The 15,458-nt window shown below is 45.2% G+C and carries 13 protein-coding genes and 1 tRNA gene; 8 read left to right on the top strand and 6 right to left on the bottom strand.

Annotation, left to right across the window (positions count from 1 at the left end):
- Positions 1–62: 62 nt before the first annotated feature.
- The 4 genes from AM228_RS19545 to AM228_RS19530 form a co-directional block, all read right to left on the bottom strand.
- On the bottom strand, positions 63–491 hold the full coding sequence (locus tag AM228_RS19545) for a photosystem I reaction center subunit II PsaD (protein WP_054468360.1): 429 nt from the start codon (positions 489–491) through the stop codon (positions 63–65).
- A 354-nt stretch (positions 492–845) separates the two neighbouring features.
- A complete protein-coding gene (locus AM228_RS19540) occupies positions 846–2,159 on the bottom strand; it encodes a TldD/PmbA family protein (RefSeq protein WP_054468358.1) in 1,314 nt (437 codons plus the stop codon).
- Positions 2,160–2,355: 196 nt separating this feature from the next.
- Positions 2,356–3,234: a Tab2/Atab2 family RNA-binding protein gene (locus AM228_RS19535; RefSeq protein WP_054468355.1), complete on the bottom strand. Its 879-nt coding sequence runs from the start codon at positions 3,232–3,234 to the stop codon at positions 2,356–2,358.
- A gap of 229 nt (positions 3,235–3,463) precedes the next feature.
- Positions 3,464–3,545, bottom strand: a tRNA-Leu gene (locus AM228_RS19530).
- A gap of 198 nt (positions 3,546–3,743) precedes the next feature.
- Here AM228_RS19530 and accC point away from each other — a divergent pair.
- Entirely contained in the window at positions 3,744–5,093 is a 1,350-nt protein-coding gene (gene accC, locus AM228_RS19525; protein ID WP_054468352.1) for an acetyl-CoA carboxylase biotin carboxylase subunit, read from the top strand.
- Positions 5,094–5,578: 485 nt separating this feature from the next.
- On the opposite strand, the gene AM228_RS19520 is transcribed toward accC, so the two are convergent.
- Complete coding sequence (locus AM228_RS19520) at positions 5,579–5,863, bottom strand: YggT family protein (RefSeq protein WP_054468350.1); 285 nt, start codon at positions 5,861–5,863, stop codon at positions 5,579–5,581.
- Positions 5,864–6,225: 362 nt separating this feature from the next.
- Here AM228_RS19520 and psbX point away from each other — a divergent pair, with 362 nt between their 5' ends.
- From psbX to AM228_RS19490, 5 genes are all read left to right on the top strand, one after another.
- Positions 6,226–6,348, top strand: a complete 123-nt coding sequence (gene psbX, locus AM228_RS19515) for a photosystem II reaction center X protein (RefSeq protein WP_054468348.1) — start codon at positions 6,226–6,228, stop codon at positions 6,346–6,348.
- A gap of 201 nt (positions 6,349–6,549) precedes the next feature.
- Entirely contained in the window at positions 6,550–7,374 is an 825-nt protein-coding gene (locus AM228_RS19510; protein WP_054468346.1) for a Ycf66 family protein, read from the top strand.
- A gap of 364 nt (positions 7,375–7,738) precedes the next feature.
- Positions 7,739–8,305, top strand: coding sequence for a hypothetical protein (locus tag AM228_RS19505; RefSeq protein ID WP_231636872.1), 567 nt, complete (start codon positions 7,739–7,741; stop codon positions 8,303–8,305).
- A 74-nt stretch (positions 8,306–8,379) separates the two neighbouring features.
- Positions 8,380–8,913, top strand: coding sequence for a TolB family protein (locus tag AM228_RS19500; protein WP_054468344.1), 534 nt, complete (start codon positions 8,380–8,382; stop codon positions 8,911–8,913).
- A gap of 425 nt (positions 8,914–9,338) precedes the next feature.
- A complete protein-coding gene (locus AM228_RS19490) occupies positions 9,339–10,745 on the top strand; it encodes a trypsin-like peptidase domain-containing protein (protein WP_054468340.1) in 1,407 nt (468 codons plus the stop codon).
- Between the two features lie 201 nt (positions 10,746–10,946).
- Here the strand turns inward: AM228_RS19490 and AM228_RS19485 are convergent, their stop codons facing one another.
- Entirely contained in the window at positions 10,947–12,005 is a 1,059-nt protein-coding gene (locus AM228_RS19485; RefSeq protein ID WP_156331911.1) for a glycosyltransferase family 2 protein, read from the bottom strand.
- A gap of 413 nt (positions 12,006–12,418) precedes the next feature.
- Here AM228_RS19485 and cofH point away from each other — a divergent pair, with 413 nt between their 5' ends.
- Together cofH and AM228_RS19475 are read left to right on the top strand one after the other, a co-directional pair.
- Entirely contained in the window at positions 12,419–13,597 is a 1,179-nt protein-coding gene (cofH, locus tag AM228_RS19480; RefSeq protein ID WP_054468339.1) for a 7,8-didemethyl-8-hydroxy-5-deazariboflavin synthase subunit CofH, read from the top strand.
- A gap of 87 nt (positions 13,598–13,684) precedes the next feature.
- Positions 13,685–15,391, top strand: coding sequence for a DUF3352 domain-containing protein (locus AM228_RS19475; RefSeq protein WP_072160859.1), 1,707 nt, complete (start codon positions 13,685–13,687; stop codon positions 15,389–15,391).
- Positions 15,392–15,458: the final 67 nt, after the last annotated feature.

Raw genomic sequence — 15,458 nt, 5'->3', positions numbered from 1 at the left:
GCTACCTTCCCACGGTTTATGACAAAGGATTTGTCAGTAGAACTAGGCGATCGGCCAAACAACTAGGCGTCGTAAGGATTTTTGCCGCTGAACTTCAGTGTGGCAGGTTCGGGATTGTTGCCAATCTTGCGATCGATCTTACCTACATAGGGACGACCTTCGTTCACTTTTTCGGGGAACACGCCATCCTTGGGATGGAGATACTCGGTTTCTCCACTGGGATAAATCCGATAGATTTTGTAATCCTCGATTTTGGGCTTGAATTTGGTACGCAATTGAGTACCCAAAGCCAAAGCGTGCTCTTTACGGGCGACATAAAGAAGGTTTTCCCCTTCATTCATAATTGCCGCGCCGCCAGTGGGCATTTCAAACACTTGTTCTTTTTTGCTAGTCCAAGTGATTGCATATTTTTCTTCACGGGTTGCTTTGCTCAACAAGCCGCCGGTGCTGCCACCGAACTTTGGAGGTTGTCCTGTCAGGGTTTCTGCCATAGATGGTTCTCGCTTGCCAAAAATTTTTACGCAATTTTCATCGAATGTTATCACCGAGCGTTACCGAGTCTCCCTACTTTGTCAAGAACTGTTACACTTCTTTAAGTAATTGGCCGAATAGACTAAGTAATATTACTAAATTGCCCGAAAATTCCTCAAAACAATTAAGAATTGTTAATTATTTTGATTCTTTATTCGTTATTGGTGATTAGTTATTTAGGGTAAATAACTAATCACCAATAACGAATAAAGAAGCTTGCCCCAGCCATGCAATCATCAGTAACCAATCATCAAAAAATAAAAAATCGGGGCGAGAAAGCTTTCTCGCCCCTACTGGCGCTCCTACCAATAACTTTATAGTTGCCGCCCGGTGACTGATAAACCGCCGACAATTAATGAAGGGGTGTAACAAGACCCATTCCATTCCGCGTCAGCACCCAGTTGCATCAATTGCTTTAAAGCGGTGTAGACATTTCCTGCTACCATTGTGTCTTTGACTCGGCCAATGATTTGGCCTTTTTTCACCCGATAGCCTAAGTCCACATTGATAGAAAAATCCCCAGAAATACCTGCACCACCGCCGAGGATTTGATCCACAATGATGCCATCTTCAAGTTCGGCGATTAAATCCATGAAAGAGCGATCGCCTGGTTTCACTAACCAATTAAATAGACCGGGGGTGGGATAACTGCCCAACCCAGGGCGAAACCCATTGCCCGTAGTCTGTTGACCCAGTAGTCTGCCCGTGGTGCGATCGCAATAAAAATTTTGCAATACCCCATCTTGAATAAACACAAGATGCTGAGTTGGCGTGCCCTCATCATCAAAAGGACAACTAAATGGGCCGATATCCGGTTCTTGGGAAATGGTAATTGCCTCGTGAGTCACCTGGGTGCCCTTGTATTCACTCCAGGGAGAGGAACCCTCGAGCACTCGTTTGCCATTTAACGCCGCGTGCAACGTCCCCCACAACATATCTGCCGCTTTAGAGGTAAATAAAATCGGCACCCGTCCGCTACAAGGTTCGACATTCTCTTGTGCCCAGTCTAAGCGTTGGATAATCTGATTGGCGATCGCCTGGGGATCTAAATCACCCCGTGTGGAAATACCATCGCTGGCGGTTAAAAAATCATCGCCGCGCACCCAGTCCACAGACATAGCAAAGTGGAGGGTTGTATCTTGGTGACGAACATCTAAACCGAGAGAGTTAATTAAACGAGTGCTTTCTAATTCACAGTCACAATCAACGGTACAGAGGACATCGGGGTAAACTTCTCGGACTCGCAGGATCGCCTCTTTCCCCCAACTGAGTAACTGTTCCACCAGCACCGCTTTACCATCATCCGCATAAGCGATCGTGGTTCCCTGAGTCAGTTCAATAGTTTCCGGTTGATTCAGTTCACTCAGACTCAAAGCCCGATCCACTAACACTTGTGGGTTGACTGGGCCATAAGCCACCGCAATACCCGGACGACTATTGCGCCAAACTCGTAAGGCTGTCCCTTCTGACTCAGAACTTTGCAATTCTTTCAGCCGGTTGGCCTCGAAAAACACCGGGCTACAGTGCGATCGAGACTGTAAAACCTCGGCGGCTTCAGCCCCCGACCGTTGCGCCAGTTCTAGTAAAGCGATCGCCAGTTCTTCCGAATGTAAACTACCAGACCCCATGACTTCTCCTATTTCCTTGGGAGTACCAAACCACTTATAAAACCGATGATTAATTAATCACGAATCGCCACGCTTTATGTAGAGATAGTAGAGGGAGGGTGCGTTTGGCAGGCCAAACAAATTTATTTACAAATTTATTTACAAATTTATTTATGAACTATCAACAAAATTCACCAGCCTGCCGTAACGCACCAAATTAAGGCAGTTTAATTTGCTTTAACAGCCAAAATCCCGCAAAAGATGCCGACTCTGGATTAGATTGAACCGCCAGAAAATGCACTTGCTGGGCTTTTTCCTTAGCCGCCAAAAATCCCTGGGCTTCCGACAGAGTTTGAGCATTGACAATATTCGCTAAAATCCAGCGATCGCACCCTCCAGTTTCCAGGAATAATCGGGCTGGTCGTTCTTGCTGTATGGACAAAAAGGCCAAATCTAAGCCAGACATCCACGCAGCCAAAGCCGTCGCCCGTGAAGAAAAAATAATCACTCCCGGAATGCGACTTTCAGGGGTCAACTCCGGCACCAAACTTTTTTCCCCTAAAATTGGGAAAACCTCCCCAAACCCAATATCCCATTCATTTAAATCGGCGAAATCACTTACCGCCAAACTCACAAAAGCCCATTTTTCGCCCAACAAAGCATCCGGTAGCAGAGATGCCGGGGCTGACTCCATTCGCACCGATGCCGTCGGTGCTGCCGCTTGGTAATTTGGATCTTGAGGATAAACTTGTGCCATGCGTTCTTCCAGCCACCCTTGCAGCGCGATCGTCCGGCGAGACGGCACCGCATCAATGCCCAAATCTTGACAAGACTTGGTAATCATATTTTTCATCTGCTGCCGGAAAAAGCGAATCGCTGTGGGTGGAATCGGAGCAGCCGCGATCGCCTCTGCGATCGCCCCTTGCAGCCAAATCGAATTCACCTCGGTACTCGGACAAAACTTACTAAACCGAAATAAAGGAGCATCTTGTGAAATCACCACCGGAGTTTCACACAAAAGCACTTCCCAGACTTTCTTACCGTTCTCATCTAAAATCGGTCGAGAATAAAAATCTAATTCCCAAATTTTTGGCATTTTCCCCTTGCCCAAATTACCTACTGCCAATGGCACATCCTATCATCTTTCGGCAATTAATTTTATTAAATATCTGTTATCTGTCATCTCTTATTAAAGAACATTTCCCATCGCCATAGAATCCCATCGCCATACAAATCGAACATGAAAAAATTCCCCCTACGTCCAACCAGATCAAATACACAGAAAAAAAATCCCTAAAGCCTTATGTATAAAGCTTTAGGGATTATGCGGATAGCGAGACTCGAACTCGCAAGGGTCTCCCCACACGCCCCTCAAGCGTGCGTGTCTACCAGTTCCACCATATCCGCATGGCTTAACTAATATATCACATTCACTCAAGACAACGCAAGACTTTTTCTGAAAAAAATCTGAAAAAAATATTAGTTATCCGTAAACGCCTTCCCTGCCCCTCCACTCCCCCGCACCATCCGCACCATCCGCTCCCCCGCTCCCCTGCCATGATACGATAATCAGTTTGACATTATGAGCGAGGGGACAGTGAATAAATGAAATTTGACAAAATTCTTATCGCCAATCGAGGGGAAATCGCGCTTCGTATTCTTCGCAGTTGTGAGGAAATGGGAATTGCTACGGTTGCTGTTCATTCCACTATTGACCGTCAAGCGCTCCATGTTCAATTGGCGGATGAAGCGGTTTGTATCGGTGAAGCACCCAGTAGTAAAAGTTATCTCAATATTCCCAATATTATTGCCGCCGCCTTAACCCATAACGCCTCGGCGATTCACCCGGGCTATGGCTTTTTAGCGGAAAATGCTCGGTTTGCGGAAATTTGCGCGGATCACCAAATTGCCTTTATTGGCCCTACTCCTGAAGCAATTCTGGCAATGGGGGATAAATCCACGGCAAAGAAAACCATGCAAAAAGCCGGAGTTCCCACAGTTCCCGGTAGTCAGGGATTGCTGACGGATATGGCCGAAGCCGAAGAACTCGCGAGAGAAATTGGTTATCCTGTGATGCTGAAAGCCACCGCTGGGGGGGGTGGTCGGGGGATGCGTTTGGTCAAGTCTGCCGATGAACTCGGTAAGTTATTTGCCGCTGCCCAAGGGGAAGCCCAAGCCGCTTTTGGTAATCCTGGGCTTTATATGGAAAAATTTATCGATCGCCCTCGTCATATTGAATTTCAAATCCTCGCTGACAACTACGGCAATGTCATACACCTGGGTGAACGGGACTGTTCCATTCAACGCCGACATCAAAAACTCTTAGAAGAATCCCCTAGTCCAGCGTTAACGCCAAAATTACGGCAAAAAATGGGTCGGGCGGCGGTATTAGCAGCCAAATCCATTGGTTATACCGGCGCCGGTACGGTGGAATTTCTCTTAGATAGTTCCGGTCATTTTTATTTCATGGAAATGAATACTCGGATTCAAGTAGAACACCCGGTTACAGAAGTAATTTCTGGATTTGATTTAATTGCCGAGCAAATTCGCGTTGCCCAAGGGGAAAAATTACAAGTCACCCAAGACCAAGTAAACCTGACAGGTCATGCGATCGAATGTCGGATTAACGCCGAAGATCCCGATCGCAACTTCCGCCCTCATCCCGGAAGAATCACCGGCTTTTTACCACCGGGAGGGCCAGGAGTCCGTTGGGATTCTCACGTTTACACCGACTATGAAATCCCCCCTTATTATGACTCTTTAATTGCTAAACTAATTGTCTGGGGTCCCGATCGCCCTGCGGCAATTAAACGGATGAAACGCGCCTTAAGAGAATGCGCCATCACGGGATTACCCACAACCATTACATTTCATCAAAAAATCCTCGAAGAGCCAGATTTCTTAGCTGGGGAAGTTTACACCAACTTTGTGGAAAACATGATGAATAAGAGTTAACATCTTGGCAGAAAAAGCATCACAATCAATAAAAAGGATCTTATAATAAATCTAAAACCCTTTTTATTGATTTTTTTTACAATAAATAATTTTATTTTCATTGCCATCCATGTTTTTGCAGGCCACAATGTAAGGTTTATAACGCCAATAGATTAAAATATTTCAATATTTTTCCCAAATATTGTCATTTTAATAACCAATAAATAATAAGTTGATTTATTATTTATTATGTTATGTAGAGGCAATTCGCGAATTGCCTCTACAGTTTTTTCTATCCTTGATTAATTCACAAAACCGCTGTAATGTAATTTTTTAGCATATATTTATTTTAGGTTATATCTATCAAGATTATCAGAAATATATCTGGTTAAATTTTTATCATAAATTACGCCACCGCCAATATTGGCTAATCAAACTATACCTAGGAGTTGGTGGGCATTGCCCACCATCCAAATATAGTTAATGGGTAATTCTTATTAATGCATTTAATGCATCATCGTAATCAGCCCTTGTTGACCAACCAGCATTTCTCGTAACAAGCTAAAAATTCCCACCCAAATCACTGGACTAATATCCACACCGCCTAAAGGGGGAATAATTTTTCTAGTTGGCGCTAAAAAAGGTTCCGTTGGCCAAGCCACCAAACTAAAAGGAAACTGATTTAAATCAATTTGAGGATACCAAGTTAACACAATCCGAAAAATAAATAATAGAGTCATCAGGGCGAATAAAATTCCCAGGATTAAGCCAGTTATTGTTACAGGTGTCATCGTTTTTTTCCGCAGCTTTTAAGTTTTGTTAAAAATAATATTACCAAAATCAGGCTTTGATTAATAGGATTTATTTTTTATTACTTATTAATTACTTGTTATTGGTTATTTGGGAGCAAGCGATCCGGAGGGATGGGGAGCCGCCAATCGAGTCGCCCATCGAGCACGGGGGCTTTGTCTCCTCAGCACCAGAAGCTCCTCCGCTCCCCCGCCGAATTTAAAAATAACAGATAACAGATAAAAAATAACATAAAATATATGATTTTAATCCAGGCGTAAGTCCTGTACGATAAACTTCTCAACAGAGCAACATTCAACTAAAATTGAAAAAAATCAATCGTTCTCTTAAGGAATCAATAACTATGACACCTTCATTGGCCAATTTTTTCTGGAGTCTGCTTTGGGGTACTGTGATTGTGGTAATCCCCGCAACCATTGCCTTAATCTTCCTCAGCCAAAAAGATAAAATTGAGCGCCGGTTTTAAATCGGGCAAAACCTTTAGAAGCCTCAGCTAGATTCTTTGGGAAGCGCCATTATGCTCTATTGCCCAAAGCCTCCTAGTCTGAGGTTTTCTCGATTTTTCCGTAAACCTGATGCAATTGTCAGCATCAGGCTAGGGATTTATGAAAGGATTTCTGATTTGAACTGGCACTCGCTAACATAGGACAAGTAAAGGAGAAAAACAATGGTAAATTTTAGTCTTAACTTAGCGAGTATTGTGGGCATTGCCCTGGCGATCGGCGGGGTAGGGCTGTACGCCGTCAGGTCTTGGCGCCCAGAACTCTCGCGAGATTACGATCTGTTTTTTGCGGCGGTGGCTTTACTCTGTGGCGGGATTTTGTTCTTTTACGGATGGCGCTTCGATCCGATTATGCAGTTCGGGCAAATTCTGCTCGGTGGATCGGCGATTTTCTTTGCTTTTGAAAATATTCGTTTACGGGGGGTGACGACTGCCCAAGCTAGACGACAAGCGCCAATCGTTGATGAACGCCGTCCGGTGAGCGATGTTTACCGAGTCGATGCGGAATTGGATCAAATTGAACCCTACGATGCTGAGTTGGCGATTACTCGGCGTCGCATCCGAGGGACCCAAGAGTCTCGTCCGTCTCGAAGTTCATATTATGAAGATGATCTACCTAGACGATCTTCAAGCCGCCCTAGCAGCAGTAGACGCCCTAGTGGTGACTACGATCGCCCGACTAACTCGGATCGTCAGCCCCGCCGTCGGCCTCCATCAGATCCTTCTATGAATCCGAGAACTGAGCAATGGCAAGCTTCTGTGGAAACCGATGACGCTTCCTATTATTCCCGTCGCGCTTCTACTACTGCCAGTCCCAGACCAGAAGATCCGTCGAGACGCCGAAAGCCTAGTCCTGCGGAAGAACCCCCAACGAATCGGCGGGATTTTGAAGATGATCTCGATCCGACCCCCACGGATTATGTGGATTATCAGCCCATCGATCCACAACGGGATGATGAGGATGATAATGCTGGACAGTTTGATACGTAACTAGGCGATCGCCTAAATAGGTTTGGGTTAAGAAACTTGGGGAAAAAACCGGAAAAAGTCATCAGCCAATGATAATTTTGCCAACGATAATTTTGCCAACTATGTTTATCTTTTGAGCATTTGGTTGGTATGGGCTGCAAAAATTATGGTGATAAGTGCGCTCGAAATTAACGAAAAATTTCCCCAGTTTCTATTTTTACCATCATATTGAAATCATCTTCAAATCATCTTGAAATTATCAAGCAAAATTGAGCCAAAATTGACCACAGGTTAATTAATCAAGGGCTTAAAGTTTATATCAATTGAAGTTACAAACCAATAAGCCGATGTCGTTCGGTTCTATTATTGATAGTCTAACCTGAACGTGAAAAAATTTCGTGTGATCCAGAAAATCCGGTATTGGCTGACTGTCAGCTTCACGGTAAGTCTCGCGGCGTTGATGGGTGGCTGTACTTCTACTACTGTGCCGATTGACCCAACTTCTTTAAATAGTCGGGCCACAGAACAACATCCGGCTTTGAGTGCGGATGGTCGTTTTTTAGCGTTTGTTTCTAATCGCAGTGGGAGTCATAATGTTTGGTTGTATGATTTACAACAGCGACAATTTGTAGAGTTGCCCGGTTTAAATCAACCAGAGGCGATCGCTTCTCGGCCTAGTGTTAGTAATACCGCCCGTTATATTAGTTATCTCACCAATGACCAAGGGAGACCGGCGATCGTGGTTTACGATCGCTTAATTCGGCAATCTAGAATTATTTACGAAGCCTACCAAGGCAGTATCCGCAACCCTCGGATTAGTCCCGATGGTCGCTATATTGTGTTTGAAAATGGGTTACGCGGTCAGTGGGATATTGGGGTAATTGACCGAGGCCCAAACATAGAATTAGATTTACTCGATGGTGTACCCCTTGCCCCATCTTTGACCCCATAACCTTGTTATTTGTTATTTGTTATTTGTTGTTGGTTCGCCCCTGCCCCTGAAGCACCTGAAGCCCCTTGGACGCCATGAAAATCGCCAAAGTCCTTAAATTCCTTCTTCCCCCCGCGATCGCGACGATTTTAAGTAGTTGCACTATTTATCCCCGGATGCTTAGTTTTCCCTTTGATACTGGAGGACGGGGGTTAAATTCGCAGTTTGATGAACTTAGCCCTCAAGTTGCTGGACGTTATATTGTATTTGCCTCTGACCGATTAGGACGCCAAGATATTTATCTGTTTGATGGGTTAAGTCGGCGTTTGATTGATTTGCCCGGGTTAAATAGTTTGGATGCGATCGCCTCAGACCCAGGGATTTCTCAAGACGGACGTTATATTGTGTTTACTCGCATTCAACAAGACAACACCGACATTTATTTGTACGATCGAGAAACTCGTCAATTGAGAAATCTTACTGCTAACCTCCCTGCCCAAGTTCGTCATCCTACCATTAGTGCCGATGGCAGTACCATTGCCTTTGAATCCAGTGCTAATGGCCAATGGGATATTTTAGTCTACGACCAATCCGGCAAACCTTTAAATGTGCCAATGGATCCTCGGTGAGCGGCTGGTGGTGGTGAGGCCGCGATCGGGTGGCCGCCATCGGCAGAGGTGCAGAGGTGCAGAGGTGCAGAGGTGGCCGCCATCGGCGGAGGGGCGGAGGTGGCCGCCATCGGCGGAGGAGGCCGCCATCGGCGGGGGGAGGAGGCCGCCATCGGCGGGGGGAGGAGGCCGCCATCGGCGGAGAGGCGGAGGAGCAGAGGGGCGAATTAATAACCAACAAACAACAAACAACCAACAACCAACAACTAAAGAATCCCTACCCAACAACCAACAACCAAAGAATCCCTACCCAACAAACAAAGAATCCCTACCCAACAAACAACAAATAGCCAATAACAAATAACAAATAACGAACAACAAACAAGTATGGAACGACAGATTCGTGCTGATCGTCGGCAAAATTAAACACTTTTCATCATTTAGTTATGACTTCCCATTCTCAGATTTTACGTTTCACAACATCTGTAATGTTAGCGGCAGCAATTACAACAGGTGCGATCCCCTTGACGGATCCGTTTCGCCTCCTGCCTGCTCATGCTCAAAATGGTGATGAAGACACAAACATACAGGTTTATGAAAAAGCCAGTCCGGCGGTGGTTTCTATTTCCGTCAGTGGATCGCGAGGCAGTGGTACTATTATTACCCCAGATGGCTTGGTATTAACCAATGCTCACGTTATTGCCAGTGCTAGAACTAATGTTGTCACTGTGGTGATGGCCGATCGCCAACGGTTTAGAGCGGACATTATTGCCGTCGCTGACCATGGCTTAGACCTAGCGGTGCTGAAAATTCGCGATCAAAATAATCTGCCTACAATTCCTATTGCCAGTCCCAATTCAGTGAGAGTGGGACAACGAGCATTTGCGATCGGCAATCCCTTCGGTCTTCAGGGAACCTTTACCATCGGAATTATTAGCCGAATTGATCCACAAAGAGGTTTAATTCAAACCGACGCCGCAATTAATCCGGGCAACTCTGGCGGGCCATTACTTAATTCTCGCGGTGAATTAATTGGCGTAAATACGGCTATTTTTACCACCAGAGAAAATACAGGGAATATTGGCATTGGCTTTGCCATTTCTACTGACCGGATTCAACCTTTTTTAACCGCCGTGCGAGAGGGAACTGCCCCGGCAATTACCCAGCGTCGGCCACAGCGACGGAATCTGAGACCGGCGGAAACCTTAGTCCTCAATCAGTCACCGATTGAAAGAAGCCTGAGCCAAGATGCGAATGTTTTACCAGTCGATAGTAGCTTTTTTGATATTTATACATTTGAAGGCAAAGCGGGTCAAGAAGTAATTCTGGAAATGAGTAGTAATGAGATTGATAGCTATTTAATCTTACTCGATACCACCGGACAAGAACTGGCTCAAGACGATGATGGAGGGCAGAACCGCAATGCCAAAATCCGGGTGACATTACCGGAAAATGGAACTTATACTTTACTGGCAAATTCGGCTCAAGGGCAAGAATTTGGCACATACCGTTTATCAGCGAACACCATTGGCAACCAGTGGATTTTGCGAGTAGAAGAAGAACTCACAGTGGGTGATGCGGTTATCCCTTCTGATGGCAGTTTATATGATGATTATCAATTTGAAGGTCGTGCCGGTCAAACAATCACGATTAACATGGATAGTGATGATTTTGATACTTATTTGGTCTTAATCGGTCCCGACGGTCGAGCCCTAGAAGAAAATGACGATAGAAATTCTCAAACCACCAATTCTACGATTCGGATTACTTTACCCACCACTGGCAAATATCGAATTTTAGCCAATACGGTAAATAATCGGGGACGGGGACGCTATACCTTGACCGTACAATAGATGATTACTGGATTAAATTGCTTGAAACAATTCTCAGTGTCTATATTTTCACCCAGATAAAAAGAAGTCCCACATCTAAACTTATCAGGGACTTCTTTTAACTATAATTTACTAATAGCCAATTCATAGGGATTATGCGAATTTAAATCACGAGTAGGTTCTTAGTGATAGCTGATCGCTAATAGCTACTAGCTTAAAATTTTACTCAGTTTTTGTCAAATCGGGGTGAACCTTTGAATCAACTACTTCTCGAACTCGGTAAATCGGACGGTTTTGCGATTCATGGTAAGTTCGCATCATCAATTCTGATAATATTCCAAAACAAAATAACTGCACTCCGGTCAGCAATAAAAGCACGGCCAACATCAGCAAAGGTCGTTGGCCAATTGCTTGTCCTAAACCCAGTTTTAGGAAAGTTAAATACATACCTAATGCCGTACCCAAAAACATGGATATAATGCCAAACAAGCCAAAAACGTGCATGGGTCGGGTTAAAAACTTCTTCATAAAAAAGATGGTCATTAAATCCATGATGACCCGGAAAGTTCGGCTGAGTCCATACTTGCTGGTTCCATACTGTCGCGCATGATGTAATACAGGAATTTCCGTAATTCTGGCACCTTCAATAAATGCTAATACGGGCAAAAACCGATGCAATTCCCCGTAAAGGTTAAGATCGCTAACAATTTCACTGCGATAAGCTTTTAGCGAGCAGCCATAGTCATGTAATTGAACGCCAGTGACTTGCCCAATTAGCCAGTTGGCAATTTTGGAAGGCAAGAGTCTCGTTAACGCATCATCTTGTCTTTTTTGCCGCCAACCACTGACTAAATCATATCCTTCTTCTAGTTTGGCGATCGCTCTGGGAATATCTGTGGGATCATTTTGCAAATCCCCATCCATTGTGACAATAATTTCCCCTCTAGCATATTCAAACCCAGCCGCCATTGCTGGAGTTTGCCCATAGTTGCGACGTAAAAGAACCGCTCGGAGATCGGTTCTTTGTTCGGCAATTTCTTTGAGAAGCTTTCTAGAGCCATCTTTTGAGCCATCATCCACACAAATAATTTCATAAGTGATGTTCGTCGGTTTGAGGGTGGAGGATATGGCATCAATTAGTCGGGGGATGCTGTCTACTTCATTGTAAATGGGAACAACCACGGAGATTTTGGGAGGCTGATGAGCGGCTCTCGTGTTAGATTCTTGAGTGTTAGATTCTTGATTGTTAGATGCTTGAGCGGCCATTTTTGCTGGTTCCATTTTTTGTGCAAACAAATCTTGAGGATGATTTCTGATGATTTCTGATAATTGACGATGATTGGCGATTGCAAGTTCTATAAATGTGAAATTTTTATTTTATATAAGCGATCGCCCCCGAAGTCAATTCAACCTCTCGGATTGGATGTTTCCGCTGAATCATAAGATAGATGAATTTAGTAAACCCTAACGGAAGGAGAGAGGCAAGAGGAGAGAGGAAAGAGCCTCTCTTTTATCTTTTATCTTTTCTCAGCCCCTTCCGACTTGGCCGATCACCGATTTTCACAAATCAGGAAACGTTGAAAAGTCGTTGATTTACTGATGGGCTAAGGAATAAAAAAAGATAAATAACTGTTAGATTAATTTACCCAAAAAATGTCAAAATAGAACCAGTGACTTACACCTAATTGCGATCTGTGACTACTATAACTGTTGAGCAACTTCTTGAGAAGATACTGGCTGGTAATGAGTTATCTGAGGCCGCAGCAGTGCAACTGCTCAAGGTAACGAATCCAGATGTGCGCTTGATGATTCAAGAAACGGCTAATCAACTAAGACGCCAGCAAGTTGGAGATGTGGTGACTTATGTGATTAATCGGAATATTAATTTTACCAATATTTGTGAACAACATTGTAGCTTTTGTGCGTTTCGGCGGGATGCCGGTGCAGCGGGGGCTTTTTGGCTAGATTGGGAACAAATCGAGCAAAAGGCGGCAGAAGGGGTCAGGCGAGGGGCAACGGAAATCTGTATGCAAGGAGGGTTGAATCCGGCAGCGAAGGTTGGCGGCGCCTGTTTACCTTATTACATCAAGTTAGTCCAAACGATTAAAAATCGCTTTCCTGATTTACATCTTCACGCTTTTTCCCCCCAGGAAGTGCAGTTTATTGCTAGGGAGGATGGTTTGACTTATGAGCAGGTGATTGGCGCTTTGGCGGATGCGGGGGCGGGTTCGATGCCAGGAACTGCGGCAGAGGTGCTGGACGATCGCATCAGACAGGTGATTTGTCCTGAAAAGTTGAATAGCCAGACTTGGTTAGAGATTGTGTGTACAGCCCATCGCTTGGGAATGCCCACTACCAGTACGATGCTTTGTGGACATATTGAAACCCCAGAACAGCAAGTTAACCATTTGGCCCAGTTGCGATCGCTCCAAAAAACGGCAATAGAAAGAAATTACCCGGCGCGGATTACGGAATTTATCTTGCTGCCTTTTGTCGGTGGGGACGGGGTCGGTAGGGAAGCCCCGGCGCCGTTGCGTCGTCGGGTTGGCCGTGACCAGCCTGTTTTGGCCGATACCTTGCATTTGACGGCGGTTGCCCGAATGTTTCTGGGTGATTGGATTCCCAATCATCAGCCCAGTTGGGTGAAACTGGGTTTAGCGGGGGCAACCGAAGCGCTGAATTGGGGGTGTAATGATATTGGCGGCACTTTGATGGAAGAACATATTACAACGATGGCCGGGGCAGTTGGCGGGACTTGTCTGGAACCAGAAACTTTACAAGCTGCGATCGCCTCGATTGGTCGTCAGCCTCAACAACGAGATACCTTATATAAGCCGGTAGATCGGCGGATGATTTCCATGTCAACAAGCTGACGGCCATGATTTAAGGATGCGATCCCTGAGAACATAAAGCAAAGCTATTTGATCAGTGCAAGTGAGCCTGAACCGAGAATGAAAGTGATGATTTCACAAGATAAACGAAATATAATGATTGCCACCGGGGCCGCTACCCTGGTGCTGATTGGAGGAATTGCCACATTTTGGGGGATTACTTCCAAACAATCCCAAAGCCAAGGTTTGCTTGGAAGTGAGTTATTACCTGAGAATACTTTGATGGCGATTTCTGTGACGACTGATGAGCGACAATGGACAAAGCTGCGTCAGTTTGGTACGCCAGAAAGTCAAAAAATATTTGATGGGAAGTTGACCGAACTGCGCGATCGCTTTTTAACGGCCAACGGCTATAACTATGTTGAAGATATGCAGCCTTGGGTCGGCAGAGAAATCACCATTGGTTTTTTGCCGCCACCGGGTCTTAATTTGACAGAAAAGGAAAAGGAATCGACGCCACCAACCGCCCCAGGGACTTTAGCCTCGCAGTCGGTGGTGATGGTGTTGCCGATCGCTAATGCGGCCAAAGCTAAACAATTTTTAGCCTCTCCGAAATCTGTCGGTCAAGTGAAGTGGGTTGACCGGACTTATCAAGGAATTGAGATTAAAGAAACCGTTGACCGAATTCCGGAAAATTACTCGATCTCGGTGATCGGTGGCAAATATTTGGCGATCGCTAATAGTTCGGAGGCGATTAACCGCGCCATTGACACTTATAAAAAAGGAAGTTCTCTGAGGGAGGGATCCGGTGTTAAACAAGCTTGGGCTAATTTAGACGAGTCCAGAGCATTTGCTCAATTTTATGTGAATATACCTGTCGCTGCCGCTGTGACTGCTTTGCAATTAGATCAGGCGGTAAGTCCCCAGAGTTTAGCTTCTGTGCAGCAACAGCAGGGGATGGCGACGAATGTTATGCTCGAGCCAGAAGGAATCCGGTTTCAGAGTATCGCGTGGCTAAAAGCTGATAGCGATCGCAAATATCCCATTCCCAAACCCGGGGATAGCATCCTCAACCGCCTACCATCAGAAACCTCAATGGTGGTTTCCGGGGAAAATTTACAGCAGTTATGGCAGGACTATATCCAAGGAACACAAACCAATCCCCTGGCAGCCCTGAAACCTGACTGGCTACCCACGGCGATTAAAAACACCACTAAATTAGATTTAGAGAAAGATTTATTGAGTTGGATGGCGGGACAATTCGCTCTAGGGTTAGTCGCCGCTGGTGAGAATAACAACGACTCTAAGTTTCAGTCGGCCTTGGTGTTTATGGTAAAAGCGAGCGATCGCCGTGCAGGAGAAAATATTTTCCGTCAGCTTGATCAGGTGATGGCAGAGCAATATAACTTTAAAGTCGAACCGGGAAAAATTGGCGAAGAACCCATAGTCAATTGGACCTCAGAATATGGTGCTTTACAGGTTACTCACGGCTGGCTTGATGGTGATTTAGCGTTTTTAACCTTTGGTGCGCCCCTGAGTCCCACATTTGTCCCCAAACCTAGCAATCCCCTGGGGATGAATCAGGAATTTCAACAAGCGGTTCCCAGTCAGCTATCTCCGAACAATGGTCAATTCTTCATTGATGTGGAACGTATCATTAACCAAAACCCTCCGAGTTGGCTAAGACTGCCTCCTGACCAAAAAACTATGGTCAACGGTATTCGTTCTATTGGGGTCACGGCAGCAAATCTCAGTCCGCGAACCGCCCAGTATGAGATTTTTGTCCGGCTGAAAACCGCAGGCACACCGGGGCCATTGCCTCCGGCAAAAGATTAGTCTTTATTTGTTGTTGCTTGTTGCTTGTTGCTATTTTTAATTAAATAACAAATAACAAATAACAAAT

It is taken from the genome of Planktothricoides sp. SR001 (assembly GCF_001276715.1).
GTDB lineage: Bacteria > Cyanobacteriota > Cyanobacteriia > Cyanobacteriales > Laspinemataceae > Planktothricoides > Planktothricoides raciborskii.
The sequence above is the reverse complement of the archived record's forward strand: the minus strand, read 5'-3'. Positions and strand labels throughout refer to the sequence as shown.

Coding starts and splice junctions, on each gene's coding strand:
- AM228_RS19545 (WP_054468360.1), bottom strand. CDS start 491: ATGGCAGAAACCCTGACAGGACAACCTCCAAAGTTCGGTGGCAGCACC.
- AM228_RS19540 (WP_054468358.1), bottom strand. CDS start 2,159: ATGGGGTCTGGTAGTTTACATTCGGAAGAACTGGCGATCGCTTTACTA.
- AM228_RS19535 (WP_054468355.1), bottom strand. CDS start 3,234: ATGCCAAAAATTTGGGAATTAGATTTTTATTCTCGACCGATTTTAGAT.
- accC (WP_054468352.1), top strand. CDS start 3,744: ATGAAATTTGACAAAATTCTTATCGCCAATCGAGGGGAAATCGCGCTT.
- AM228_RS19520 (WP_054468350.1), bottom strand. CDS start 5,863: ATGACACCTGTAACAATAACTGGCTTAATCCTGGGAATTTTATTCGCC.
- psbX (WP_054468348.1), top strand. CDS start 6,226: ATGACACCTTCATTGGCCAATTTTTTCTGGAGTCTGCTTTGGGGTACT.
- AM228_RS19510 (WP_054468346.1), top strand. CDS start 6,550: ATGGTAAATTTTAGTCTTAACTTAGCGAGTATTGTGGGCATTGCCCTG.
- AM228_RS19500 (WP_054468344.1), top strand. CDS start 8,380: ATGAAAATCGCCAAAGTCCTTAAATTCCTTCTTCCCCCCGCGATCGCG.
- AM228_RS19490 (WP_054468340.1), top strand. CDS start 9,339: ATGACTTCCCATTCTCAGATTTTACGTTTCACAACATCTGTAATGTTA.
- AM228_RS19485 (WP_156331911.1), bottom strand. CDS start 12,005: ATGGAACCAGCAAAAATGGCCGCTCAAGCATCTAACAATCAAGAATCT.
- AM228_RS19475 (WP_072160859.1), top strand. CDS start 13,685: ATGATTTCACAAGATAAACGAAATATAATGATTGCCACCGGGGCCGCT.